This is a genomic window from Burkholderia sp. S-53, assembly GCF_025560745.1.
Classification (GTDB): domain Bacteria; phylum Pseudomonadota; class Gammaproteobacteria; order Burkholderiales; family Burkholderiaceae; genus Burkholderia; species Burkholderia pyrrocinia.
In genome coordinates this window covers 628740-653768 of sequence record NZ_CP090483.1, presented here as the reverse complement: position 1 = coordinate 653768, position 25029 = coordinate 628740, and the positions used below count along the sequence as shown (strand labels likewise).

Here is a 25029-nt window from a genome sequence, read left to right as displayed (position 1 = left end):
GCTTCGCGGTCGATGAGAGTTAGCGCTTTAGCGGTTACTCCCATCCCATGCAAAGCAATTTCTGATTAAACGCCGGCGCATCGAGGCGCCGGCCGCGGGTAAATCGATTGCGCGGGTCAACCAGGGGCGAAGGTGCCCCGCGCGGCGCTCAGAGCGCGTGGGCCTGGTCGCCGGCAACCGGCGCCGCGTTGCCTTCTTCTTCGGCCGGCACGTAGCGCAGCTCGCGGTTCAGCACGCGCTTCGCGCGGACCTTGTCGATATCGTTCTCCCACACCGCGACGACGACCGTCGCGACGCAATTGCCGATCAGGTTGGTCACCGCGCGGGCGATGCCGACGAACCAGTCGACCGGCAGGATCAGCACCAGGCCGAGCACCGGAATCGCCGGGATCGCCGACAGCGTCGCCGCGAGGATCACGATCGCCGAACCCGGGATGCCGTGCGCGCCCTTCGACGTGACGAGCGACACGAGCAGCACGACGATCAGGTCATGCGTCGACAGCGGCGTGTTGGTGGCCTGCGCGATGAACAGCACGGCGAGCGTCAGGTAGATCGAGAAGCCATCGAGGTTGAACGAATAGCCGGTCGGGATCACGAGGCCGACCGTCGAATCCTTGACGCCCATGTATTCGAGCTTGCGCATCACCTGCGGCAGTACCGCATCCGACGACGCCGTGCCGAGCACGATCGACAGTTCCTCGCGCAGGTAGCGGATCAGCTTGAACACCGAGAAGCCCGCGAGCCGCATCACGATGCCGAGCACGACCGTGACGAACACGAAGCAGCTCAGGTAGAACACCGCGACCAGGTAGCCGAGCTGCTTGAGCGACGAGACGCCGTACTTGCCGGTCGTGAACGCGATCGCGCCGAGCACGCCGAGCGGCGCGAGCTTGATGATGAAGCCGATGATCCGGAAGAACACGTGCGACAGTTCCTCGATCAGCGAGTTGACGCGCTGCGCCTTGTCGCCGAGCAGCGACAGCGCGGAGCCGAACAGCACCGCGAACACGAGGATCTGCAGGATGTCGCCCTTCGCGAACGCGTCGATCGCGGTCTCGGGGATGATCTTCATCAGGTAGCCGGCCGTGTCCTTCAGGCTTTCGGCGTTCTTCGCATACGACGCGAGCGACGACGCGTCGAGCGAGCGCAGGTCGATGTTCATCCCGACGCCCGGACGCGTGAGCCACGCAAGCACGAGCCCGATGCCGAGCGCGAGCGTCGTCATGATCTCGAAGTAGATGACGGCCTTCAGGCCGACCCGGCCGACCTTCTTCAGGTCGCCCGCATTGGCCATCCCGCTGACCACGACGCAGAACACGATCGGGCCGATGACCATCTTGATGAGCTTCAGGAACCCGTCGCCGAGCGGTCGCAACGACTCGGCGAAATGCGGGAAGAACGCGCCGAGCGCGACCCCCAGGATCAATGCGACGACTACTCGGCCAAACAGCGAATTGAGGAATTTCGACACGGCGCTCTCCCGATCAAACGGTTGCAGTTTCGTCTGTTCATACTGGTAAGACCAGTGATGTTATGGTGGATAGTAGGAAGCCGATATAGTGACGTCAAGGACGGACGAAATAGGGATTTCCCGCCCCCTCCGCACGCACCCGGCTGCCCCGAAAGCGGGCCTGATCGTGGCTTTCCCGTAGTGCGGTCATGCACCGCGCGTGTGCGGATTACAATGCTGGTCAGACCGGCCATCGCTCACATCTTGACTGCTCTCCTCCGTAACGGAAGAAGATTCCCGCTTCGCCGAATGCAACCCGACATCGCCTCAAAGAGACATGGGATTTACGCTTTCTCCATGGGCTGACACCGCCAGTCCGGCGGCCAAAACGTTACGCGCTGCGTTGATATCGCGGTCGTGGGTCGTCTCGCATTTCGGACAGGCCCACGCTCGCACCTTCAACGGCATGCTGGCTACGGTATGCCCGCAATCGGAACATCGTTTGCTGGACGGATACCAGCGGTCGATACCGATCAACGTGCGTCCGTACCACGCTGCCTTGTACGTCAATTGCCGCACGAATTCCGACCAGCCTGCGTCGCCGATCGATTTCGCGAGTCTTCGATTCTTCTGCACGTGGCTAACGGAAAGACTTTCGATGGCGATCATTTGGTTTTCGTTGATCAACCTCGTCGAAAGCTTGTGCAGGAAATCCCTGCGGCAGTCTGCTATCCGGGCGTGCATGCGTGCGACTTTGAGTTTCGCCTTCCTGCGATTCGCGGACCCCGTTTGCTTCCTCGCCAGCCGTCGTTGCAGCTTGGCGAGCTTGGCTTCGTTCTTGCGAAACGCGTTCGGTGCAGGAATCTTCTCACCCGTCGAAAGAACGACAAAATCTGTCAACCCGAAGTCGATGCCGACCTTGCTTGTCGATTCCGACTTTGCCGATACCACGTCGTCGCAAAGCATCGAGACGTGGTATCGACCGGCAGTGTCTTTCGACACTGTGACGGTTGTCACCTTCGCACCTTTCGGAATCGTGCGTGACCAACAGACAGCAAGCGGCGCATTCATCTTCGCCAGCTTCAGCGAAGTGCCATCCCATTTGAAGGCGCTTGCCGTGTACTCGGCCGATTGCGTGCCGCCCTTGCGCCGGAAGTTTGGGTACTTGGCTCGCTTGGCGAAGAAGTTCTCGAACGCCGTCTGCAAATGGCGCAACGCCTGCTGGAGCGGAACCGAGCTGACTTCGTTCAACCAAATATGATCGGGAGATTTCTTCAGCGCAGTAAGTGCCGCGGAGGTTTCGTGATAGCCAATACTCGTCTGGTACTGCTGCCACGCATCGGCGCGCATTCGCAGCATGTGGTTATACACAAAGCGTGCGCACCCAAACGTCCGGGCGAGTATCACTTCCTGCTCGGACGTCGGGTAGAACCGGAATCGGTAGGCGCGCTTGATGTTCATGTCACATGCTCGCATGTGCCTCAAGCTTCGGAGAAGCGGCCGTTCGGTCGCGCTCCGTTCACTCCCCGCCGTGAAGGACAGGGTTTCTCGGAGCAAACCTGATGAAAAACGTTCCGCATACCGTGACCGACGCCGCCATCGCGACGATCCGCGACCGGATCGAGGCAGGCGTTTATCCGGTCGGCAGCCTGCTGCCGGCCCAGCGCCAGCTCTCCGAGGAGCTGGAGATCAGCCGCGCGTCGCTGCGCGAGGCGTTGTCGACGCTCGAGGCGCTCGGGATGCTGCGCATCCGCGCGGGCAAGGGCGTGTACGTCGAAAGCGCGCAGGCCGCGACCGACCACGCCTGGCGGTTCGCCGAGCAGTCGTCGCCGCCCGACACGTACCAGATGCGCTATGCGCTCGAAGGGTTCGCCGCGCGGATGGCCGCGCACGTCGTCAGCGACGACGACATCGCGTGGTTCGAGGACAACCTCGCCGACCTGCACGTCGCGCTGACCGAAAGCGCGCTCGACGAAGCGTCGCAGCTCGACTTCGACTTCCACATGCGGATCATCCATCTCGCCGGCAACGCGGCGATCGAATCGATCCTGCGCGGCAGCGCCGACATCATGAAGGAAAGCCAGCGCATGCCGTTCTACCGGCGCGAGCTGCTGCTGTCGACGTGGCACGAACACCGCGCGATCGTCGATGCGCTGATCGCGCGCGACGCGGCCGCCGCGGGCACCGCGATCGAAACGCACATCGCGAACGCCGCGCAGCGCGCGGGCATCTTCTTCCCGACGCCGGGCGCATGACGGCGCGGGCGGCCGCCCGTCACGCGCGCCGCCCGGTCATCCCGGTCAACCTCCCGACGGATCGCGATACGCAAGCGCGCGCTCGATGAACGCGCGCGCCGCGACGCTGCGGTACGCGCCCTTGCGCGTCAGCAGCGCGGCCGTGCGGGTCGGCAGCGGCGGATCGATCTCCAGCGCGCACAGGTCGCTGCTCTCTCGCGCGACCGCATCGGGCAACACCGTCGCGAGCCTGCCGCATCGCACGAGCTCCAGCACCGCGCTGATCGTATTCGTTTCGATCGCGATCTTCGGCTGCGCGCCATGCTCGATGAAATACCGGTCGATGCTCTCGCGCGTCGCGAACGCGCGGCTCAGCAGCACCAGCGGCTCGCCGCCGAGCTCGGCCGGCGTCAGCGCGCGACGGCGCCGCGCAAGTCGGTGCGTGCGCCCCGTCACGAGCGCGAGCGGTTCGTCCCACAGCGGCAGCGCGTCGATGTCCGGCGCGCGCGGCGGCACGAACGCGAAACCCGCGTCGAGCCGGTCGTCGGCAAGCAGCGCCTCGATGCGCTCCTGCGGCATCGCGTCGATCGTCAGCGCGACGTTCGGATATTCGGCATGGAACGCATCGATCAGCGAGCCGCTCAGGTAGGCCGCGAAAGTCGGCATCATCGCGAGCCGCAACGAGCCGCTGCCGAGATCGGCGACGTCGTGCAGCGCCCGCTGCCCCGTATCGAGCTCGTGCAGCGCGGCGCGCGCGTGGCGCGCATAGACCTCGCCGAACTCGGTGAGCCGCACCGTGCGACCCGAGCGGTCGAACAGCTGCACGCCGAGCGTTTCCTCGAGCTGGCGGACCTGCTGCGACAGCGTCGGCTGCGACACGTGCAGCGCATCGGCCGCGCGCGTGAAGCTGCGCTGCTCGGCGACGGCCAGGAAATAGCGGATGTGGCGGAGAAGCATCGCGGCCAATGTATTGGATTCACCAATGGACACCATAACGATCCAGTCTTGGACGCTATGGATCGATTCCCGCATCATACGCACATCCGCTCCCGTGCATCGCACCTGTCGCCGCACCGGAGCGGCACGCCCGGGCCCGCCCTGCCCCCGCCCGCCGCACGGCGATCCGCCGCCCGCCCGACCCGGGCGCCGGCCGCGATCCGCCCGGCGCGCATCGGTTCATCGGCGATCCGTTGACGCCGGCCCCGATTTCCGCAACCCCGCGCAGCCGACGGCCCCGTGCCGCCGGCCGGCACCGCTGTTTTTCGCCACCATGGAACCGCATCACGACACCCATCCTCCCCTGACCCGTGGCATGACGCTGCTGTTCGCCTGCGCGTGCGGCATCGTCATCGGCAACATCTATTACGCGCAGCCGCTGCTCGCCGCGATCGCGCACAGCTTCGGGCGCGCGCCGACCGAGCTCGGCTATCTCGTCACGCTGACGCAGCTCGGCTACGCGGCGAGCCTGCTGCTGATCGTCCCGCTCGGCGACGCGGTCAACCGCCATACGCTGATCGTGCGGCTCTTGATGCTCAACGTCGTCGCGCTGGTCGCGGTCACGTTCAGCACGAACTTCACAATGTTCGTCGTCGCGAACGTCGCGGTCGGCTTCGTCACGTGTTCGACGCAGTTGCTCGTGCCGTTCGCGGCGTCGCTCGCCGACGCGCGCTCGCGCGGCCGCGCGGTCGGCACCGTGATGAGCGGCCTGTTGCTCGGCATCCTGCTCGCGCGCGTCGCGGCCGGCGCGATCGCCGACGGGTTCGGCTGGCGCGCGGTGTACGGCATCGCCGCGGCGATGGTGCTCGCACTGACCGGCGTGCTCGCCAAGAAGCTGCCGAAGGATCGCCGCGACACGCGCGTCGACTACGCGGCACTGGTGAAGTCGCTCGTCGCGCTGGTGCGCGCGCAACCGCTGATCGCGCTGCGCTCCACCTACGGCGCGCTCGTGTTCGCCTGCTTCAGCCTGCTGTGGACGGGCCTCACGTTCCTGCTGAGCCAGCCGCCGTACAGCTATTCCGAAGGGCAGATCGGCCTGTTCGGGATGGTCGGCGCGGTGGGCGCGCTCGCGGCAACGTCAGCCGGCCGGCTGGTCGATCGCGGGCACGGCAATGCGGCGACCGGGCTGTTCGCGGCGGCCGTGCTCGCGTCGTTCGCGCTGATTGCAACCGGCGCGCACTCGCTCGCGGCGCTGATCGCAGGCATCCTGCTGCTCGACGTCGGCGTGCAGGGCATGCACATCTCGAACCAGAGCGTGATCTACGCACTGGCGGGCAACGCACGCAGCCGCGTGACGACGATCTACCTGACGAGCTACTTCATCGGCGGCGCGTTCGGGTCGTTCGCGGCGAGCGTCGCGTACGGCATCGACGGCTGGCGCGGCGTGTGCGTCGCGGGCGCGGCGCTCTCGGGCGTGTTGATCGCGCTGTGGCTCGCATCGCAACGCGTCGGCTCGCGGCAGGTCACGCAGTAATCCGTTTCCGCACCGCAACGATACAAGGCACGCCGCGCGAGCCGCGGGCGTGCCTTTTTCAATGACGCCGGTGCCACGGGCGGACGATCAGGCAGCCTCGTCCGCGAAATCGATCAGCACCTTCATCGCGCGCTGCCGGTCGCCGGCCAGTTCGAACGCGAGGTTCGCGTCGCGCATCGGGAACACGCGCGTGACGGCCGGCCGCAGGTCGACGCGCCCCGTGTTGATCAGTTGCACCGCGAGCGCGAATTCCGCATGGAAGCGGAACGATCCGCAGATCGACAACTCCTTCGCGACCACGACGTTCTGCGGCAGGCTGACATCGCCGCCGAGCCCGAGCTGCACGACGACCCCGCGCGGACGCATCACGTCCAGACCGTCGCGCAGCGCGCGCGCATTGCCCGAACACTCGATCATCACGTCGAACGTGCCTTTGTCGGCGCCGTAGCGCGCGACCCATCCGGCATCGGCCGCCGCATTGATCGTGTGGTCGGCACCGAGCGCGCGGGCCACCTCCAGCGGCGCTTCGACGACGTCGGTCGCGACGATCTCCGCCGCGCCGTGCACGCGCGCCGCAGCGACCGCCAGCACGCCGATCGGCCCGCAGCCCGACACGAGCACGCGCTTGCCGATCAGCGGGCCCGCGCGCGACACCGCATGCAGCCCGACCGAGAACGGCTCGGCGAGCGCCGCGAGCGACAGCGGCACGTGATCGGCAACCTTCACGCACTGCGTCGCGTCGCACACGAGCGCGTTGCGAAACGCGCCCTGAACGTGCGGCATCCGCATCGCGCTGCCGTAGAAGTGCATGTCGAGACACTGGTTCGGCAAGCCTTCGAGGCAGTAGCGGCACGTACCGCACGGCCGGCTCGGATTGACCGCGACGCGATCGCCGACCTTCACCGAAGTCACGTCCGGCGCGACTTCCGCGACGGTGCCGGCAACCTCGTGGCCGAGCACCATCGGCTGCTGCAGCCGGATCGCGCCGAAGCCGCCGTGCCGGAAGTAATGCAGGTCGGACCCGCAGATACCGCCCATCGCGACATCGACGCGCACCTGGCCCGGTCCGATCTCGCCCGCGTCCTGCTCTTCGATCCGCAGGTCGTTCGGACCATGGATCACGACACACATGCAACGCATACGCATAACGTCCTCCTCCTATACGGCGCTGGTCAGCCCGCCATCGACGAACAGTGTCTGGCCGTTCACGAAATCGGACGCGGCCGACGCGAGGAAGATCGCCGCGCCGCACAGCTCGTCGACGCGCCCCCAGCGGCCGGCCGGCGTGCGCTTGCACAGCCAGTCCGAGAACGCCGCGTCGTCGACCAGCGCGCGATTCAGTTCGGTCTCGAAATAGCCGGGCGCGAGGCCATTGGCCTGGATGCCGTGGCGTGCCCAGTCGGCGCACATCCCTTTGGTCAGCATCCGCACTGCGCCCTTCGTCGCCGCATACGGCGCGATCGTCGGCCGCGCGAGCTCGCTCTGCACCGAACAGATGTTGATGATCTTCCCATGGCCGCGCGCGATCATGTGACGCGCGACGGCCTGCGCGACGTTGAACACGCCGTCGAGATTCACGCGCATCAGCGCATGCCAGTCGTCGGGATCGAATGCGTCGAGCGGCGCGCGCCGCTGGATGCCCGCGTTGTTTACAAGGATGTCGATCGCGCCGACGCGCGCCTCGAAATCGTCGATCGCCGCGCGCACCTGCGCGTGCTCGGTGACGTCGAACACCGCATGGTCGGCCGCGAAGCCCTCGTCGCGGAAACGGCGCGCGAGCGTCGCGGCCTTCTCCTCATTGCGATCGTTGATGACGATCGCCGCGCCGGCTTCCGCGAGCCCGCGGGCGAGCGTCAGCCCGATCCCGCGTCCGGAACCCGTGATCAGCGCGCGGCGGCCGTCGAGGCGGAACCGGTCAAGTGCGTGGGTCATGCATGTCTCCTCGTGCCAGTGGAGCCGACTGCCCGTCGCGGCCGGTCTCGCGTTGACGGTATCTTCGGCTGCCGGCCCGATGCCGCGCCAATGGTCTTTTTTGATCCGGTTATCATGAAATCTGATTACCGCCCTCTCCTGCCCGCCGCCCATGGAACTCAAGCAATTGCGCGCCTTCGTCACGCTCGCGGAAGAGCTGCATTTCGGGCGCGCGGCGCAGCGCCTGTTCATCGTGCAGCCCGCGCTGAGCATGCAGATCAAGGCGCTCGAGGAAGCGCTCGGCGCGCGGCTGTTCGAGCGGGACCGCCACAAGGTCGAACTGAGCGACACGGGGCGCGTGTTCCTGCCGGAAGCGCGCGCGACGCTGCAACAGGCCGCGCGCGCGGAACAGATGGCGCGGCTGTCGAGCCGCGGCGAGATCGGCACGCTGCGGATCGCGTTCGTGTCGTCGGTACTGCCCGCGCTGCTGCCGGCCGTGCTGCGTACGATGCGCGAGCGCTACCCGCTGATCGCGCTGGAACTGAAGGACATGCCGACGCCGGACCAGATCGCCGCGCTGCGCGACCGGCGGATCGATTTCGGGATGATCCGGCTGCCGGCCGCGTATGCGGGCATCGACACGCGCGTGGTGCTCGAGGAGGGCTTCGTCGTCGCGCTGCCGCTCGACCATCCGCTCGCCGCACACGACACGATCCCGCCGGCCGCGCTGCGCGGCCAGCCCGCGTTCGTGCTCGCGCGACGCTACGCGCCCGGCTTTCACGACGACATGCTGCTCGCGCTGAGCCGCGCGGGCACGACGCTCGAAATCGCGCAGGAGTTCGGGGAATTCACGACGATGCTTGCGCTCGTCGCGGCGGGGATGGGCATCGGGCTGATCCCGGCGGAAGCCGCGAGCGCGCTGCCGCCGAACGTGCTCGCGCGGCCGCTCGACCTGGCCGGGCACCGGACCGGCATCGGCCTCGCGTGGACGGACCTCGACAGCCCGCTGAAGCGCGCATTCGTCGCCGCGCTCGAACAGGTGACGGCGGACCGGTGACGACGCATTCCTGACAATAAAAAAGCCCGGCCGGAAAACCGGGCCGGGCTCGTTCGCCGCGCGTGCCGCGTTGCCGCGGCCGCGCAACGTGCGGGATTACTTCGCGTTCGCGAACGCGACAGCCGTATCCAGCATGCGGTTCGAGAAACCCCACTCGTTGTCGTACCAGCTCGACACCTTGACGAGGCGGCCCGACACCTTGGTCAGCGTCGCGTCGAACGTCGACGAAGCCGGGTTGTGGTTGAAGTCGATCGACACCAGCGGTGCGTCGTTGTAGCCGAGGATGCCCTTCAGCGAGCCTTCCGACGCTTCCTTCATGATCGCATTGACTTCCTCGACCGTCGTGTCGCGCTTCGCGATGAACGACAGGTCGACGATCGACACGTTGATCGTCGGGACGCGGATCGCGTAGCCGTCGAGCTTGCCGTTCAGTTCCGGCAGCACGAGGCCGACGGCCGAAGCAGCGCCCGTCTTCGTCGGGATCTGGCTGTGCGTGGCCGAACGCGCGCGGCGCAGGTCTTCGTGATAGACGTCCGTCAGAACCTGGTCGTTCGTGTACGCGTGGATCGTCGTCATCAGGCCCGTTTCGAGGCCGATCTTGTCGTTCAGCGGCTTGACGAGCGGCGCGAGGCAGTTCGTCGTGCACGATGCGTTCGAGATGACGGTGTGCTCGGCCTTCAGCACGTCGTGGTTCACGCCGTAGACGATCGTCGCGTCGACGTCCTTGCCGCCCGGCGCCGAGATGATCACCTTCTTCGCGCCGCCCTTCAGGTGCGCGCTCGCCTTTTCCTTGGTCGTGAAGAAGCCCGTGCACTCCATCACGACGTCGACGCCGAGCTCGCCCCACGGCAGTTCTGCCGGGTTGCGGTTCGCCAGCACGCGGATCTTGTCGCCGTTCACGACGAGGTAGTCGCCGTCGACCGACACTTCGCCCGGGAACTTGCCGTGCGCGGTGTCGTACTGGGTCAGGTGCGCGTTGGTCTTCGCATCGCCCAGGTCGTTGATCGCGACGATCTCGAGATCGTGCTTCTTGCCGTTTTCATAAAACGCGCGCAGCGTGTTGCGGCCGATACGGCCGTAGCCGTTGATTGCGACGCGAATCGTCATGGTCTATCTCCTGATGGCTGAAAAAATTCGTTTCGTGCAGCTTCACGGTGCGACGCGCGCAAGGGGTGGCGCGCGTCGCGAATGCTTTTAGGCCAGCACGGCCTTCGCGGTCTCGACGACGTGCTCGACGGTAAAGCCGAAGTACTTGAACAGCACGCCGGCCGGCGCCGATTCGCCGAACGTATCGATCCCGACGACGCCGCCTTCGAGGCCGACGTACTTGTGCCAGAAGCTCGTCACGCCCGCTTCGATCGCGACGCGGCGCACGCCGTGCGGCAGCACGCGTTCGCGGTATTCGGCGTCCTGGCGGTCGAACACGTTGGTCGACGGCATCGACACGACGCGGGCCGCGATGCCCTGCTGCGCGAGCGGCTCGACGGCCTTCATCGCGAGCTCGACTTCCGAACCCGTCGCGATCAGGATGATCTTGCGCGCGACGATTTCTTCGTCCCAGTCCTTCAGTACGTAGCCGCCCTTCTCGATGTTGGCGATCTGCGCGTCGGTACGCGGGTTGAACGCGAGGTTCTGGCGGCTGAAGATCAGGCTCGACGGACGATCCGCGGCAACCGCGTGCGTCCAAGCAACGGCCGTCTCGACCGTGTCGGCCGGACGCCACACGTCGTGGTTCGGGATCAGGCGCAGGCTCGACACGTGCTCGATCGACTGGTGCGTCGGGCCGTCTTCGCCAAGGCCGATCGAATCGTGCGTAAACACGAAGATCGACGGCACCTTCATCAGCGCGGCCACGCGCAGCGCGTTGCGGCTGTAGTCGGAGAACGTCAGGAACGTGCCGCCGAACGGCTTGTGGCCGCCGTGCAGCGCGAGGCCGTTGATCGCGGCGCTCATGCCGAATTCGCGCACGCCGTAGTTGATGTGGTTGCCCAGCACGACGCCCGCGCCTTCCGGATTCGCGCGGACCGCCTTCGACGCCTTCCAGTTGGTCAGGTTCGAGCCGGTCAGGTCGGCCGAGCCGCCGAGCAGCTCGGGCAGCGCGGCGGCCAGCCCTTCGATCGCCTGTTGCGACGCCTTGCGGGTCGCGACCGTCTCGGCGCGCTCGTTCGCACCGGCGATGATCGCCGCAGCCTTCTGCGCCCAGTCGGCCGGCAGCCGGTTGGCCATCCGGCGCTCGAATTCGGCGGCTTCTGCCGGGAACTGCGCGCGATATTGCGCGAACGTCGCGTCCCAGTCGGTCTCGGCACGCTGGCCGGCTTCCTTCGCGTCCCAGGCCGCATAGACTTCCTGCGGAATCACGAACGGCTCCCACTTCCAGCCGAGCGCTTCGCGCGTCTTCGCGATTTCTTCCGCGCCGAGCGCCGCACCGTGCACGTCGTGGCCGCCGGCCTTGGTCGCCGCACCCTTGCCGATCACCGTCTTGCAGCAGATCAGCGTCGGCTTGTCGGACAGCTTCGCCTTCGCGATCGCCGCGTCGACCGCGTCGACGTCATGGCCGTTCACGTGCGGAATCACGTTCCAGCCGTACGCTTCGAAGCGCTTCGGGGTATCGTCGTGGAACCAGTTCACGACGTCGCCGTCGATCGAGATGCCGTTGTCGTCGTACAGCGCGATCAGCTTGTTCAGCTTCAGCGTGCCCGCGAGCGAGCAGGCTTCGTGCGAGATGCCTTCCATCAGGCAGCCGTCGCCGAGGAACACGTACGTGTGGTGATCGACGATCTTCGCGCCGTCGCGGTTGAACTCGTCGGCCATCAGCGCTTCGCCGAGCGCCATGCCGACCGCGTTCGCGAGACCCTGGCCGAGCGGGCCGGTGGTCGTCTCGACACCCGGCGTGATCCCGTATTCCGGGTGGCCCGGCGTCTTCGAGTGCAGCTGGCGGAAGTTCTTCAGCTCTTCGATCGGCAGGTCGTAGCCGGTCAGGTGCAGCAGCGAGTACAGCAGCATCGAGCCATGGCCGTTCGACAGCACGAAGCGGTCGCGGTCCGCCCAGTGCGGGTTCGTCGGGTTGTGCTTCAGATGGCGCGACCAGAGCGCGACGCCGATTTCGGCCATGCCCATCGGCATGCCGGGGTGGCCGGAGTTCGCTTGCTGGACGGCGTCCATCGCGAGCGCACGGATCGCGTTGGCCATCAGGGTGGTGGAGGCGGGAGACGAAGTCGTCATGTCGAGTCCGGAGAACGAGTCGAGGAAACGGGGGCACGGCGGCATCCGGAAGCTCGAGCGTCAATCGTTCCCGGCGCGCGGTGCGGCGCCTGACGGACGCGAAGCGGACGGAGCCTACGGACGGGGCTGCAAAGCTCGTCATTTTAACAGATGGGCTGACATTTCCCTTGTCGGCGCGTGGTGTTCCGGCACGGTTTTCCGTCAAACCGTGCGCCTCCTATAATTCAGACGTCAGAAACGACTGCCCTTGGCGGCCCACCCGTGAGCACCACGCTACTCTTTCACCCTACGCCCGACGCCACCTACGGCTTCCCGAATGCTCGGCGGCTCGCGCGCGTCGCGTCCCCGCACCAGCAGATCGAAGTCTGGGAAACCCCGCAGCTCGGCCGGCTGTTTACGCTGGACGGCCAGCCGATGACGTCGGTCGGCGACGAGTACGTCTATCACGAGTGCATGACGCACCCGGCCGCGCTCGCGCATCCGTCGCCGAAGAAGGCGCTCGTGCTCGGCGGCGGCGACGGCGGCGCGGCACGCCAGCTGCTCAAGCACGCGTGCATCGAGCGGATCGTGATCGCGGAACTCGACGACGAGGTGGTCGGAATGGCGCGCCGTTATCTCGACGACGTCCACCAGGGTGCGCTCGACGACCCGCGCGTCGAGGTCGTGATCGGCGATGCCGCGCATTTCGTAGACTCGACCGTCGAGCATTTCGATCTCGTCGTGTTCGACCTCACGCCGCCCGATTCGCCGGCGGCCGGCCTCTATACGCGCGCGTTCTACGCGCGGCTCAAGCGAATCCTCACGCCGTGCGGCGCGATCTCGATGCATCTCGGCTCGCCGGTGTTCCACGCGGCGCGCATCGCCGCGCTGCTCGACGACCTGCGCGCGAGCTTCGCGGTCGTCGATCCGTTGTCCGCGCACGTGCCGCTGTACGGCTCGCAATGGCTGATGGTGATCGCGAGCGACACGCTCGATGCGGCCGCGCTGTTCGCGCACGACGTCGACGAGCGGCTCGCCGCGCGCCACGTGCAGGGCTTGCGCTACTACGACGCGCGGCTGCATGCGTCCCTCTTTGCCCTGCCGCACACGCTGCGCGATACACTGGGCATTCGCCGCTGAGCCTCCGGGCGGCCGCATCGTTCTGCTTATCCTTCATGGTTTCGCATGGTTCGCCGTGCGAAACGCGGGATCGGAACGCCCCGGATGCCATGCCAACCCTCTGGCCGACCGCGAAGCACGAGACCCGATCCGAAACATGGGGTTCGAGTAAGTGCTGAAACGCCAACTCGGTCCGACACAGGCACTGAAGCGCCAACACTGTTCGACCGCGAAGCATGGGAACAGAGTAAGCGCTGAAGCGCTAACACTGTTCGACAGGAGATTTTCATGACCGATCCACGTCCGGCCGACGTGCCTTGGTTGACGCCGTATCTGGCCGTGCGCAACGCGCGCGCGGCCATCGATTTCTTCAAGGCCGCATTCGGCTTCGAACTGCGCGACGTACACGACGAAGACGGCGCGATCATGCACGTCGAGATGGCCTACCGCGGCCAGTTGATCGTGATGTTCGCGCCCGAAGGCGCGTTCGGCTCGACCGCGCTCACGCCGAACAGCGCGAACGCCACCGCGCCGCAGTCGTTCTATCTGTATGTCGACGACGTCGACGCCACCTGGCAGCGCGCGCTCGACGCGGGCGCGAAATCGCTGACCGCGCCGCAAGACCAGTTCTGGGGCGACCGGTTCGCGCAGATCGAGGATCTCGACGGCTACCGCTGGGCGCTCGCGCGCCATCTCGACGCATGAACGAAACCGCCACACGCATGAACGAAGCCACCACCACCGCGGCCGTGCCGCGCTTTTTCGTCGACGCGGCACTGCGCGCCGACGCCACGTTCGCGCTGCCGGCCGACGTCGCGCGCCACGCGCAGGTGCTGCGCCTGCAGCCCGGCGACGTGCTCGCGCTGTTCGACGGCACCGGCGGCCAGTACCGCGCACGGCTCGTCGAGATCGACAAGCGCAGCGCGCTCGCGCAGATCGACGCGTTCGAGCCGGCCGAGGCCGAGCCGCCGTACCGCGTGACGCTCGCGCAGGGAATCGCCGGCGGCGACAAGATGGACTGGGTGATCGAAAAGGCCGTCGAGCTCGGCGTCGCGGCGGTCGTGCCGCTGTCGACCGCACGCGGCGTCGTGAAGCTCGCCGGCGAACGTGCGGACAAGCGCGTCGCGCACTGGCGCGGCGTCGTGCGCGCGTCGTGCGAACAGTGCGGGCGCAACCGCGTGCCCGACGTCGCGCCGGTACTCGGCTTCAACGCGTGGCTCGATGCGCTGCCGGCCGCGCCGGCCGACGGCGAACTGCGGCTGCTGCTGTCGCCGCGCGCGAGCATCCCGTTCGCGTCGCTGCCCGACACGCCGCCCGCGGCACCCGTCACGCTGCTGATCGGCCCCGAAGGCGGACTGTCGCCCGACGAGGAAAACGCGGCGCGCGCGCACGGCTTCACCGCGCTGTCGCTTGGGCCCCGCGTGCTGCGCACCGAGACGGCCGGCGCGGCCGTGCTTGCGGCGCTGGCGGCGCGGTGGGGCGGGTGGTGAGCGCGTCGGTCGCCGGGCGCTACTTCGCGTCGCCCGGCACCGGAATCGGGTCGATCAGCGCATCGATGACCGGCGACAGCAAACTCCCCGGGCGCACACGCAAAAAAGCCCGCTCGAAGCGGGCTTTTCGCCATGCCGGCCGCGGAGAGCCGCGGGGCGATCCGCGCTTACGCGAACGAGTAGAACACGCGGAACGCGACCTTGCGCTCGGCCCAGAACTCGGCCGCCTCGCGGAACACGTCGAGCAGCGTCTCGCGCCCTTCCTTGTCGAATTTCTGCGCGATCGGCAGCCCTTCGAGGACGATCACGAAACCGGGCTGCGCGCCGGCCTTCGCGACGAGGTCGGTCAGGCAGTCGTACAGCGCGTCGTAGTTCTTCCCGAAATGCTTCGGGAACAGGAACGACGTCGCGATCGTTTCCATCACTTCCTGCTTCGACTGCGCGGCGCCGCAATACGCATACAGGAAGTGCTGGCCGAGCCGGCCGGCTTCGTCGGCAAGATCCTGCACGCGGAACGCGCGGATCGACTGCACGAGATTGGGTCGCACGGTCGTGAAAAGGCTCATAGGCTCCTCGTTCGATGAAAGCCCGGGCTCGGCTTCCTGTTGCTCCGGCGCGCCGACGGCCTGCGCCGCCGCGTTCAATTGAATCACGCGCTGAAACAGGTTGCCGTCGCCGGCCGCGAACAGTTCCGCCGCCGCCGAATCGTGCGCGTAGATGGAGTCGCTCATGCCATTCGTCCCGAAGTCATTCAACAATACGTTTAAAACTGTTGTAGTGGTCGCCCGTGTAATAACAGTTGTCGATCCGGCGCAAGGGCCCGCCACAGACGATCCGGCGCGCGCCGCGATTGCGGGCACGCGGTGTCGGCACCGTGTACTCATGGTAGTAGCCGCGCTTCGCCTTCGGCAGGATCCGCTCGCGGTTGCCGAACACGACGCCGTCTTTCTCGTACGGATAGGGGCCGCCTGCGCCGATCAGGCCCAGCGTGGTCACGGCCTCGCGCGGAAGACTGGCGGTCGGGATCGTATCGAGCCCGCCGGCGGCCACGTCGGCCGAAACGGCCTCCCGTGCGTAAGCGGCGGAAACCAGACTGCCCGTCGGCGTGCCGACGATACCCATCGCGAACATCGCGAAGACGGACGCGAGCGCGCCGTTGCGGAGCCACTTGCGTGCCATGAACCAGGGTTCCCGCTGTTAAATCAAGTAGTTGACGACCAACAAAGGCGTTAGCGTAGCGTTATTGGCCGCGCGAATCAATGTCCGTTTGGGAATCGAAAGCCCGACGACGCTCGGATTTGCGCATTTCTTACCGAAATTACTCTACATTTATCTTACATAGGATAAAATGCGGGCGGCATCTCTCTGATGGCAAGACCTGCCTCCTTGCCACACTCGCTACCCGGAGTGGAGAAAGATGCTGCTGTTGCTTGAGGGAAGCGCGTTTGCGCCCTGCCCGGCGGCGTGCCCATTGCGGGCACGCCTCTTTTTGCTTTTGTTTACAATTTCGCCCGACGCGCCACGCCGGTTCGACCGGCCTGGCGCGTTCGTTTTTGCTCAGCGCGCGGCGTTCACGTCGGCGACCAGCAGCGCCGCCATGTTGACGATGCGGCGAACGGTCGCCGATTCGGTCAGCACATGCACCGGCTGGGCCGCACCCAGCAGGATCGGGCCGATCGCGATGTTGTTGCCGGCGGCCGTCTTCAGCAGGTTGTATGCGATGTTCGCGGCGTCGATGTTCGGCAGGATCAGCAGGTTCGCGTCGCCTTCCAGCGTCGATTCCGGCAGGATTTCCTTGCGCAGCGCCGCGTCGAGCGCGACATCGCCATGCATCTCGCCGTCGACCTTCAGCTCCGGTGCGCATTCCTGCAGGATCGCGAGCGTATCGCGCATCTTCTTCGCCGAAGGTGCGTTGCTCGTGCCGAAATTCGAGTGCGACAGCAGCGCGACCTTCGGCTCGATTCCGAAGCGGCGCACTTCTTCCGCGGCCATGATCGTGATCTCGGCCAGTTGCTCCGGGGTCGGATCGACGTTCACGTGCGTGTCGACGAGGAAAATCTGGCGCCCCGGCAGCACGAGGCCGTTCATTGCCGCGTACACGCTGCAACCGTCGCGCTTGCCGATCACCTGGTCGATGAAGTGCAGATGGCGGTGCGTGGTGCTGATCGTGCCGCAGATCATCCCGTCCGCTTCGCCCTTCTTCACCAGCATCGCGCCGATCAGCGTCGTGCGGCGGCGCATCTCGACGCGCGCGAGCTGTTCGCTGATGCCCTTGCGCGCCATCAGCTTGTAATACGTCTGCCAGAAGTCGCGGTAGCGCTCGTCGTGCTCGGTGTTGACGACCGTGAAGTCGACGCCCGGATTCAGGCGCAGGCCGTAGCGCTGGATACGGTGCTCGATCACCGACGGGCGGCCGATCAGGATCGGCGTCGCGAGTTTTTCGTCGACGATGATCTGAACGGCACGCAACACGCGCTCTTCTTCGCCTTCCGCGAACACCACGCGCTTCTTCTCTTCCGGCGCGGCGCGCGCGATCTGGAAGATCGGCTTCATCGTCGTGCCGCTGTGATACACGAACTGCTGGAGGTGGACGCGGTACGCCTCCATGTCCTCGATCGGGCGCGTCGCGACGCCGCCGTCCATCGCGGCCCGCGCGACGGCCGGCGCGATCTTCACGATCAGGCGCGGATCGAACGGCTTCGGAATCAGGTATTCGGGCCCGAACGACAGGTCCTGGATGCCGTACGCGGTCGCGACGATGTCGCTTTGCTCGTGCTGCGCGAGCTCGGCGATCGCGTTGACGGCGGCGATCTCCATTTCACGCGTGATCGTCGTCGCGCCGACGTCGAGCGCACCGCGGAAGATGAACGGGAAGCACAGGACGTTGTTGACCTGGTTCGGGTAGTCGGTACGGCCGGTCGCGAGAATCGCGTCCGGGCGCACTTCGAGCGCCGCTTCCGGCAGGATTTCCGGCGTCGGGTTCGCGAGTGCGAGGATCAGCGGGCGCTCGGCCATGCCCTTCACCATCTCCGGCTTCAGCACGCCGGCAGCCGACAGGCCGAGGAAGATGTCCGCGCCGTCGATCACTTCGGCCAGCGTCCGCGCTTCCGTTTCGCGTGCGAAGCGCTCCTTGTCCGGGTCCATCAGTTCGGTGCGGCCCTTGTAGACCACGCCGGCCAGGTCGGTCACCAGGATGTTCTCGATCGGCAAGCCGATGTCGACCAGCAGGTCCAGACACGCAAGCGCGGCCGCGCCCGCGCCGGACGCGACGAGCTTCACCTTCTTGATGTCCTTGCCGACGACCTTCAGGCCGTTCGTGACGGCCGCGGCCACCACGATCGCAGTGCCGTGCTGGTCGTCGTGGAACACCGGGATCTTCATCCGCTTGCGGCACTCGCGCTCGACGATGAAGCAGTCCGGCGCCTTGATGTCTTCCAGGTTGATCCCGCCGAAGGTCGGCTCCAGCGCGGCGATCACGTCGACGAGCTTGTGCGGGTCCGACTCGTTCAGCTCGATGTCGAACACGTCGATGCCGGCGAACTTCTTGAACAGCACGGCCTTGCCTTCCATCACCGGCTTCGACGCGAGCGGGCCGATGTTGCCGAGACCGAGCACCGCGGTGCCGTTCGTGACGACGCCGACCAGGTTGCTGCGCGCGGTGAAACGCGCCGCGTTGAGCGGATTCTCGACGATCTCCTCGCACGCAAACGCCACGCCCGGCGAATACGCGAGCGCGAGGTCGCGCTGGTTGATCATCTGCTTGGTCGGGGCGATCGCGATCTTCCCCGGAGTCGGGAATTCGTGATAATCGAGCGCGGCTTCGCGGAGCTTGGCTTTGGAAGAGGCTTGGGTGGACATGTGTCTCGTGACGTGCGGATTAGAATAACTGTTCGACGGCATTGTAGCGCCAATCGAAGGCCGTCAGACCGGCGATTCGGGTGCGACAGCCGCGACAAAAATGTACTGAACAGTGCAGGAACGCCGCCGTTCGCCTCGTACAATGCCGTTCCCTCAACCGTATCGGATCCACCCGCCGTGCCAGCCGCCCTCTCCGAGTTTTCGCTGATCGATCGCTTCTTCGCGCGCCGCGCCGCACAGGGCGCACGCGCGTCGACGCTCGGCATCGGCGACGATTGTGCGCTGATCGCACCTCGATCCGGGAAATTGCTGGCCATTTCGACGGACATGCTGGTCGAAGGCCGCCATTTCTTCCCCGACGTCGCGCCCGACGCGCTCGGCCACAAGACGCTCGCGGTCAACCTGTCCGACCTCGCGGCGATGGGCGCCGAGCCGCGCGCGTTCACGCTCGCGTGCGCGCTGCCGCGCGCCGACGCGGCGTGGCTCGAGGCATTCAGCAACGGGCTGTTCGCGCTTGCCGAGCGGTTCGGCTGCGAGCTGATCGGCGGCGACACGACGAGCGGGCCGCTGAACCTGTGCGTGACCGTCTTCGGCGAAGTCGCGCCCGACGCGGCGCTGCGGCGCGATGCCGCGCGCGACGGCGACGACGTCTGGGTGTCCGGTACGCTCGGCGACGCGCGCGCCGGCCTCGGTGTCGCACGCGGCGAATGGGCGGCCGGCGCGAACGAAGCGGCCGCGTTCCGGCGTGCGCTCGAGCGCCCCGAGCCGCGTATCGCGCTCGGCCTCGCGCTCGCGGGCGTCGCGCACGCGGCGCTCGACATCTCGGACGGCCTCGCCGGCGACCTGCAGCACATCCTGGCGCGCTCGAACGTGCGCGCCGAGATCGACGCCGACGCGGTGCCGCGCTCGGCCGCGCTCGCGACGCTGCCGCCCGACGTGCAGCGCCGCTGCACGCTGGCGGGCGGCGACGACTACGAACTGTGCTTCACGGCCCCGGCTTCGGCCCGCGCGGCGGTCGAGGCGGCCGGCGCGACGGCCGGCGTGCCGGTCACGCGAATCGGTACAATACGCGCGTTGTCCGCTCCATCGGAGCGGCCCGCGATCGCGTGGCGCGACGCCGCCGGCGCGCCCCTGGCTCTCACGTTGCACGGCTTCGACCACTTCCATGCAGACTGACCCGACGCCCGCGCAGGCCGCGGCCGAGCCCGGCGCCGCACCGAACGGAAACGCGCCGAAGCGCGCGAGCGCGCACTTCATGCTGTCGCACCCGGCGCACATCGTGTCGCTCGGCTTCGGCAGCGGGCTCGCGCCGATCATGCCCGGCACGTTCGGCTCGCTGTTCGGCTGGCTCACGTTCGTCGTGCTGAACCGCTACCTAACGGTGCCCGAATGGTGGGTACTGATCGCGGCCGGTTTCGTGGCGGGCACGTGGATCACCGGTTTCACCGCGAGGAAGATGGGCACGTCCGATCCGGGCGCCGTCGTCTGGGACGAGATCGTCGCGATCTGGCTCGTGATGCTGTTCGTCACGCCCGCGACCTTCGTCGGCCAGTTGTGGGCGTTCGTCGCGTTCCGCTTCTTCGACATGCTCAAGCCGCCGCCGATCCGCTATGTCGACCGCCGCCTGAAAGGCGGGCTCGGCATCATGATCGACGACCTGGTCGCCGCGTTCATGACGCTGCTCGTGATCGCCCTGTGGCGCTCCGTCGTCGGCTGACCGATTTCCCGACTCCCGTTTCCCGACGCGCATGCCAACCGATTCCGTCGTCCACCAGCTTGCGATCCGCGCAGGCAACAAGCTGCGTGACGAGCACCTGACGCTCGCCACCGCCGAATCCTGCACCGGCGGCATGATCGCCGCGGCGATCACCGACATCTCCGGCAGCAGCCAGTGGTTCGAGCGCGGCTTCGTCACGTATTCGAACCAGGCCAAGATCGACATGATCGGCGTGCCGCCCGACCTGATCGACAAGCACGGCGCCGTCAGCGAGCCCGTCGCGCGCGCGATGGCCGAAGGCGCGCTGCGCAACAGCCGCGCGCAGGTCGCGCTGTCCGTCACGGGCATCGCGGGCCCGGCGGGCGGCAGCGAGAAGAAGCCGGTCGGCACCGTGTCGTTCGGCTGGAGCAACCGGCTCCATACCGACGTCGAGACGCTCGTGTTCAAGGGCGACCGCGAACAGATTCGCACGCAGGCTGCCGCGCATGCGCTGCGCGGGCTGCTGAAGCTGCTCGACGAGCGCGAGCGCTGACCGGGCAGGCGGACGAAGCGGGAAAGTTGCGCGGGAAAACTGCGCAAGAATGCGGCACGGGCCCGCCGGCGCGGGCCTGCCGGAGTCGGCCGCCCGAACGGGCGGCCGGACCGATCAGCGATGCGCGTTGATCGTGTCGCGGGTCTTCTGCGCGGCGAGCGCCGCGGCTTCCGCGAAATCCTCGCCGTTGCTCGCGTACAGGATCGCGCGCGACGAGTTGATCATCATGCCCGTGCCGTCGGCCGTGCGGCCGGCGTTGACGGTCGCCTGCACGTCGCCGCCCTGCGCGCCGATGCCGGGGATCAGCAGCGGCATGTCGCCGACGATCCCGCGCACGATCTCGATTTCCTTCGGGAACGTCGCGCCGACCACCAGGCCGAGCTGGCCGTTCTTCGCGTTCCACTTGTTCGCCGCGAGATCCGCGACGACCTGGTACAGCGGCCGGCCGTTCGTGTCGAGGAACTGCAGGTCGGAGCCGCCCGGGTTCGACGTGCGGCACAGCACGATCACGCCCTTGCCTTCGTGCTCGAAGTACGGCTCGACCGAGTCGTAGCCCATGTACGGGTTCACCGTGACCGCGTCCGCGCGATAGCGCTCGAACGCTTCGCGCGCGTACTGCTCGGCCGTGCTGCCGATGTCGCCGCGCTTCGCGTCGAGGATCACGGGCAGGCCCGGATGCTGAAGGTGGATGTGCGCGATCAGCCGTTCGAGCTGGTCTTCCGCGCGATGCGCGGCGAAGTAGGCGATCTGCGGCTTGAACGCGCTCGCGTACTGCGCGGTCGCGTCGACGATCTGCCGGCAGAATTCGAAGATCGCGTCGGGCTGGCCGTCGAACTGCACGGGAAAGCGCGACGGCTCGGGATCGAGGCCGACGCACAGCAGCGAATGGGTGCGCTGCCACGCGGCGCGCAGCGATTCGATGAAAGTAAGCGGGGAAGACATGGCGGGTACTCGCGTCAAACCGTTGGTAGACCGCGTATTTTACCCGCGTCGCCGGCGCGCCTCGCGAGTCGCGGCATTACCGCGCGCATCGGCGCGCCCGACGGTGAACGCGAAACGCCGCGTGAGCCGCTCGCCGGGCGCGAGCAGCGTCATCCCGTGCGCGGCCGCGCCGCCCGGCAGGTTCACCGCATTGATCGGATGATCGACCGGCTCGAAGCAGAAGAAATCCTCGCCGGGCGGCGTATAGAGCACGTACGCGTCGGCGTCGGCCGCGACGGTCAGCGACAGCCCACGGCGCGGCCAGCTCACCGTCGCGTGGCCGCCCCAGCCCGTGAACGCATGATTGACGAGCGCGGTCGGCAACGGATACGCGACGCCGAACTGCCAGGCCGGCGGCACGCTCACGTGCCGCACCGGCAGGAAATCGGCACCCGACAGCCACAGCCCGCCGGCCGCCGCGGCCAGCTCGGTCACTGCGTCGCGTACGAGGAACGGGTGCACGCCGAGCCCGAACGGCAGCCGGGCGCGCCCCGCGTTCTCGATCGTCAGCGCGATCGACAGCGTCGTGTCGTCGAGTTCGAACGACTGGATCGCGCGGAACGCATACGGCGCGCCGCCCGCGCGGTCGAGCGACAACTGCAGCGTCGTGTCGGTCGCATCGTCCACCTGCCACGGCGCGAGCCAGCCGTCGCCGTGGATCGGCAGCGGCTCGTCGCGGCGGTTGCGCGGCACCGCGACCTTGCGCCCGTCGCATTCGAAGCGCGCGCCGCCGATCCGGTTCGAATACGGCAACAGCGGATAACACGCGAGCTCGTTCGGGTCCGTCGCCGTCTCCGGATGCTCGCAGCGGCGGAACACCGGCATCAGCGCGCCGTTGTCGCCGCGCCAGTCGAAGCGTGCGATGCCGCCACCCAGGTGCGGCAGCACGTCGAGCCGCAGCGACGCGTTCGTCAGCGTGACGGCCGCCGCATGCGCGGCGCCGACGCCCTGCGCGAATGCAGCCGTCTGCGGGCCGGGGCTGACCGGCTGCGCGGCGGCGGCCAGGCGGGCGCGGCGCGACTGGCTCGTGGACGACGCTGCGCGCGAGGACGTGGCGGTCATGATGAACTCCTTTCCTTCGTCGAAAAAACGATGCAGGTCGGTACGAACGGTCAGGCCCAGCCGCCGTCGACGATCACGTCCTGCGCGGTGATCATCCGGCTGTCGTCGGCCGCGAGGAACAGCGCCATCCGCGCGAGGTCGGCGGGCAGCAGTTCGGCGTCGAGGCACTGGCCGGCCTTGATCGACGCACGGCCCGCGTCGTCGAGCCACAACCGGCGCTGCTTGTCGGTCATCACCCAGCCGGGCACCAGCGAATTCACGCGGATGCCGAACGGGCCGAGGTCGCGCGCGAGGCCGCGCGTCAGGCCCTGCACGGCCGCCTTCGCCATCACGTAGACCGGATAGCCGCCGTTCTTCAGCATCCAGCTGATCGAGCCGAGATTGACGATCGCGCCGCCGCCCTGCTGCTTCATGTCGTCGATCACCGCCTGCGCGGCGAAGAACTGGTGGCGCAGGTTCACCGCGATGCCCGCGTCGAACGACGCGGGCGTCACGTCGCCAATCGCGTGGCGCGTGTCGTTCGCCGCGTTGTTCACGAGCACCGCGATCGCGCCGATGCGCGTGCGGATCGCGTCGATCGCATGGCGCAGCGCGTCGACGTCGGTCAGGTCGCACTGGATGAACAGCGGCGCATGACGTACGTGCGGCGCCTGCGCGAGGCTTTCCGCCAGCGCGGCGCCGGCGGCCGCATCGAGGTCGACGAACGCGACGCGCGCGCCCTGCTGCGCGAAGTGCTCGACGAACGACGCGCCGATGCCGGTCGCGCCGCCCGTGATCAGCACCGCGCGATCCTCGAGGCTCGGATATCGCGCAAAGCGCGCATCGCTCGCGGCGTGCGGGTCGTGCGCGGAAGTGTCGATGGTCATGCGGTTCGTCTCCGTGAAATCGGGTCAGTCGCGTACGCCGCGGTTCTTCAACTGGTCGAGCAGCACGGCCGCGAGCAGGATCGCGCCGCGCACGAGGTACTGATAAAACGCGTCGATGTTCAGCAGGTTCATCACGTTCTCGACGGTGCCCATGATCAGCACGCCGATCACGACGCCCGAGATCGTCGCGCGGCCGCCCATCAGCGACACGCCGCCGAGCACGCACGCGGAGATCACGTTCAGCTCGAAGCCCTGCGCGGCGTTCGGCTGGCCCGACGTGATGCGCGACGCGAGGATCACGCCCGCGAGCGCCGTCACCGCGCCCTGGATCAGGAAGATGTACACGCGCGTGCGTTCGACGTTGATCCCCGCGAGCCGCGACGCCTCCGGGTTGCCGCCGATCGCGAGCGTATTGCGGCCGTACACGGTCTGGTTCAGCAGCACGCCGAACGCGATGAAGCACAGCAGCGTGACCCAGATCGGCAGCGATACGCCGAACAGCGACAGCCCGCCGAGCGCGATGAACGTGTCCGACGACACGCCGACCGCCTGCCCCTTCGACACGATGAAGCCGAGCCCGCGCACGATCTCCATCGTCGCGAGCGTCGTGATCAGCGCGTTGATGCGCAGGTACGCGATCACCGCGCCGTTCACGAAGCCGATCGCGGCGCCCGCTGCGACCGCCGCGACGATCGCGACGAACGTGTTGTCGGTCGCGTTCAGCACCATCGCGCACAGCACGCCCGAGAACGCGACGGTCGAGCCGATCGACAGATCGAAGTCGCGCGACGCGAGACAGAACATCATCGTGCACGCGACCATGCCGATCTGCGAGATCGACAGCGCGAGCCCGAGCATGTTGTCGATCGAGAAGAAGTGATCGACCGTCAGCGACATCGTGATGAACATCACCGCGAAGATCGCGATGAGGCTGTACTCGGTGAGGTGCTGCCACCACTTCTGCCGGTCGCTTTGCTGCGGAACCAGCGCGTCGGCCGACTGCTTCACGGCTGCGCTGGCGAGGTTTTCCCTGACTTGCATGATTGTGTCTCCTGCTCCTGCATCGCGCGGCCCGCGCCGC

Annotated in this window: 23 protein-coding genes; 9 read left to right on the top strand and 14 right to left on the bottom strand. The window is 67.3% G+C overall.

Annotated elements, in window-relative coordinates:
* Positions 1-148 precede the first annotated feature (148 nt).
* Together LXM88_RS08060 and LXM88_RS08055 are read right to left on the bottom strand one after the other, a co-directional pair.
* Entirely contained in the window at positions 149-1471 is a 1323-nt protein-coding gene (locus tag LXM88_RS08060; protein WP_262540895.1) for a C4-dicarboxylate transporter DctA, read from the bottom strand.
* Between the two features lie 306 nt (positions 1472-1777).
* Entirely contained in the window at positions 1778-2911 is a 1134-nt protein-coding gene (locus LXM88_RS08055) for an RNA-guided endonuclease InsQ/TnpB family protein (protein WP_262540893.1), read from the bottom strand.
* Positions 2912-3012: 101 nt separating this feature from the next.
* Here LXM88_RS08055 and LXM88_RS08050 point away from each other — a divergent pair, with 101 nt between their 5' ends.
* Positions 3013-3705 (top strand): FadR/GntR family transcriptional regulator, encoded by a 693-nt coding sequence (locus LXM88_RS08050; protein WP_262540892.1) that lies wholly within the window; start codon positions 3013-3015, stop codon positions 3703-3705.
* A gap of 45 nt (positions 3706-3750) precedes the next feature.
* On the opposite strand, the gene cynR is transcribed toward LXM88_RS08050, so the two are convergent.
* Entirely contained in the window at positions 3751-4641 is an 891-nt protein-coding gene (gene cynR, locus LXM88_RS08045; RefSeq protein ID WP_262540891.1) for a transcriptional regulator CynR, read from the bottom strand.
* Between the two features lie 313 nt (positions 4642-4954).
* Between cynR and LXM88_RS08040 the strand changes: the two genes are divergently transcribed.
* The gene (locus tag LXM88_RS08040; protein ID WP_262540890.1) at positions 4955-6154 is read left to right on the top strand and encodes an MFS transporter; all 1200 of its coding nucleotides are present in this window, start codon (positions 4955-4957) and stop codon (positions 6152-6154) included.
* 87 nt (positions 6155-6241) lie between these two features.
* Here LXM88_RS08040 and LXM88_RS08035 read toward each other — a convergent pair whose 3' ends face one another.
* Positions 6242-7300, bottom strand: a complete 1059-nt coding sequence (locus LXM88_RS08035) for an L-idonate 5-dehydrogenase (protein WP_262540889.1) — start codon at positions 7298-7300, stop codon at positions 6242-6244.
* A 12-nt stretch (positions 7301-7312) separates the two neighbouring features.
* Positions 7313-8086 carry an SDR family NAD(P)-dependent oxidoreductase gene (locus LXM88_RS08030; RefSeq protein WP_262540886.1) on the bottom strand — a complete coding sequence of 258 codons (774 nt, stop codon included), beginning with the start codon at positions 8084-8086 and terminating at the stop codon, positions 7313-7315.
* A gap of 151 nt (positions 8087-8237) precedes the next feature.
* Here LXM88_RS08030 and LXM88_RS08025 point away from each other — a divergent pair, with 151 nt between their 5' ends.
* Positions 8238-9122 carry a LysR family transcriptional regulator gene (locus LXM88_RS08025; RefSeq protein ID WP_262540885.1) on the top strand — a complete coding sequence of 295 codons (885 nt, stop codon included), beginning with the start codon at positions 8238-8240 and terminating at the stop codon, positions 9120-9122.
* Positions 9123-9218: 96 nt separating this feature from the next.
* On the opposite strand, the gene gap is transcribed toward LXM88_RS08025, so the two are convergent.
* Positions 9219-10229 (bottom strand): type I glyceraldehyde-3-phosphate dehydrogenase, encoded by a 1011-nt coding sequence (gene gap / locus LXM88_RS08020; RefSeq protein WP_069255748.1) that lies wholly within the window; start codon positions 10227-10229, stop codon positions 9219-9221.
* An 87-nt stretch (positions 10230-10316) separates the two neighbouring features.
* A complete protein-coding gene (gene tkt, locus LXM88_RS08015) occupies positions 10317-12389 on the bottom strand; it encodes a transketolase (protein ID WP_262540881.1) in 2073 nt (690 codons plus the stop codon).
* A gap of 216 nt (positions 12390-12605) precedes the next feature.
* Here tkt and speE point away from each other — a divergent pair, with 216 nt between their 5' ends.
* The 3 genes from speE (at position 12606) to LXM88_RS08000 (ending at position 14932) form a co-directional block, all read left to right on the top strand.
* Complete coding sequence (gene speE, locus LXM88_RS08010) at positions 12606-13463, top strand: polyamine aminopropyltransferase (RefSeq protein ID WP_096472427.1); 858 nt, start codon at positions 12606-12608, stop codon at positions 13461-13463.
* A 267-nt stretch (positions 13464-13730) separates the two neighbouring features.
* Positions 13731-14147 carry a VOC family protein gene (locus LXM88_RS08005; protein WP_262540879.1) on the top strand — a complete coding sequence of 139 codons (417 nt, stop codon included), beginning with the start codon at positions 13731-13733 and terminating at the stop codon, positions 14145-14147.
* Positions 14148-14164: 17 nt separating this feature from the next.
* On the top strand, positions 14165-14932 hold the full coding sequence (locus LXM88_RS08000) for a 16S rRNA (uracil(1498)-N(3))-methyltransferase (protein ID WP_262540877.1): 768 nt from the start codon (positions 14165-14167) through the stop codon (positions 14930-14932).
* A gap of 167 nt (positions 14933-15099) precedes the next feature.
* On the opposite strand, the gene LXM88_RS07995 is transcribed toward LXM88_RS08000, so the two are convergent.
* From LXM88_RS07995 to LXM88_RS07985, 3 genes are all read right to left on the bottom strand, one after another.
* Entirely contained in the window at positions 15100-15663 is a 564-nt protein-coding gene (locus LXM88_RS07995; protein ID WP_027783519.1) for a barstar family protein, read from the bottom strand.
* 16 nt (positions 15664-15679) lie between these two features.
* Complete coding sequence (locus LXM88_RS07990; RefSeq protein ID WP_262540873.1) at positions 15680-16111, bottom strand: ribonuclease; 432 nt, start codon at positions 16109-16111, stop codon at positions 15680-15682.
* Between the two features lie 378 nt (positions 16112-16489).
* Complete coding sequence (locus tag LXM88_RS07985; protein ID WP_318654682.1) at positions 16490-18832, bottom strand: NADP-dependent malic enzyme; 2343 nt, start codon at positions 18830-18832, stop codon at positions 16490-16492.
* A gap of 135 nt (positions 18833-18967) precedes the next feature.
* Here LXM88_RS07985 and thiL point away from each other — a divergent pair, with 135 nt between their 5' ends.
* From thiL to LXM88_RS07970, 3 genes are read left to right on the top strand one after another with little or no spacing between them, the layout of a single operon-like run.
* Positions 18968-19966: a thiamine-phosphate kinase gene (gene thiL / locus LXM88_RS07980; protein ID WP_262540870.1), complete on the top strand. Its 999-nt coding sequence runs from the start codon at positions 18968-18970 to the stop codon at positions 19964-19966.
* Positions 19956-20507: a phosphatidylglycerophosphatase A family protein gene (locus LXM88_RS07975; RefSeq protein WP_262540867.1), complete on the top strand. Its 552-nt coding sequence runs from the start codon at positions 19956-19958 to the stop codon at positions 20505-20507. The genes thiL and LXM88_RS07975 overlap by 11 nt, the downstream gene beginning before the upstream one ends.
* A gap of 31 nt (positions 20508-20538) precedes the next feature.
* Positions 20539-21039, top strand: a complete 501-nt coding sequence (locus LXM88_RS07970) for a CinA family protein (RefSeq protein ID WP_096472418.1) — start codon at positions 20539-20541, stop codon at positions 21037-21039.
* A 114-nt stretch (positions 21040-21153) separates the two neighbouring features.
* Here the strand turns inward: LXM88_RS07970 and pyrF are convergent, their stop codons facing one another.
* The 4 genes from pyrF to araH are packed head-to-tail and all read right to left on the bottom strand — an operon-like array spanning position 21154 to position 24989.
* Entirely contained in the window at positions 21154-21981 is an 828-nt protein-coding gene (pyrF, locus tag LXM88_RS07965) for an orotidine-5'-phosphate decarboxylase (protein ID WP_043191335.1), read from the bottom strand.
* A gap of 39 nt (positions 21982-22020) precedes the next feature.
* Positions 22021-23082 carry an aldose 1-epimerase gene (locus LXM88_RS07960; RefSeq protein ID WP_262540864.1) on the bottom strand — a complete coding sequence of 354 codons (1062 nt, stop codon included), beginning with the start codon at positions 23080-23082 and terminating at the stop codon, positions 22021-22023.
* A gap of 50 nt (positions 23083-23132) precedes the next feature.
* Positions 23133-23948 carry an SDR family NAD(P)-dependent oxidoreductase gene (locus LXM88_RS07955; protein WP_262540862.1) on the bottom strand — a complete coding sequence of 272 codons (816 nt, stop codon included), beginning with the start codon at positions 23946-23948 and terminating at the stop codon, positions 23133-23135.
* Between the two features lie 24 nt (positions 23949-23972).
* A complete protein-coding gene (gene araH / locus LXM88_RS07950; protein ID WP_262540861.1) occupies positions 23973-24989 on the bottom strand; it encodes an L-arabinose ABC transporter permease AraH in 1017 nt (338 codons plus the stop codon).
* Positions 24990-25029: the final 40 nt, after the last annotated feature.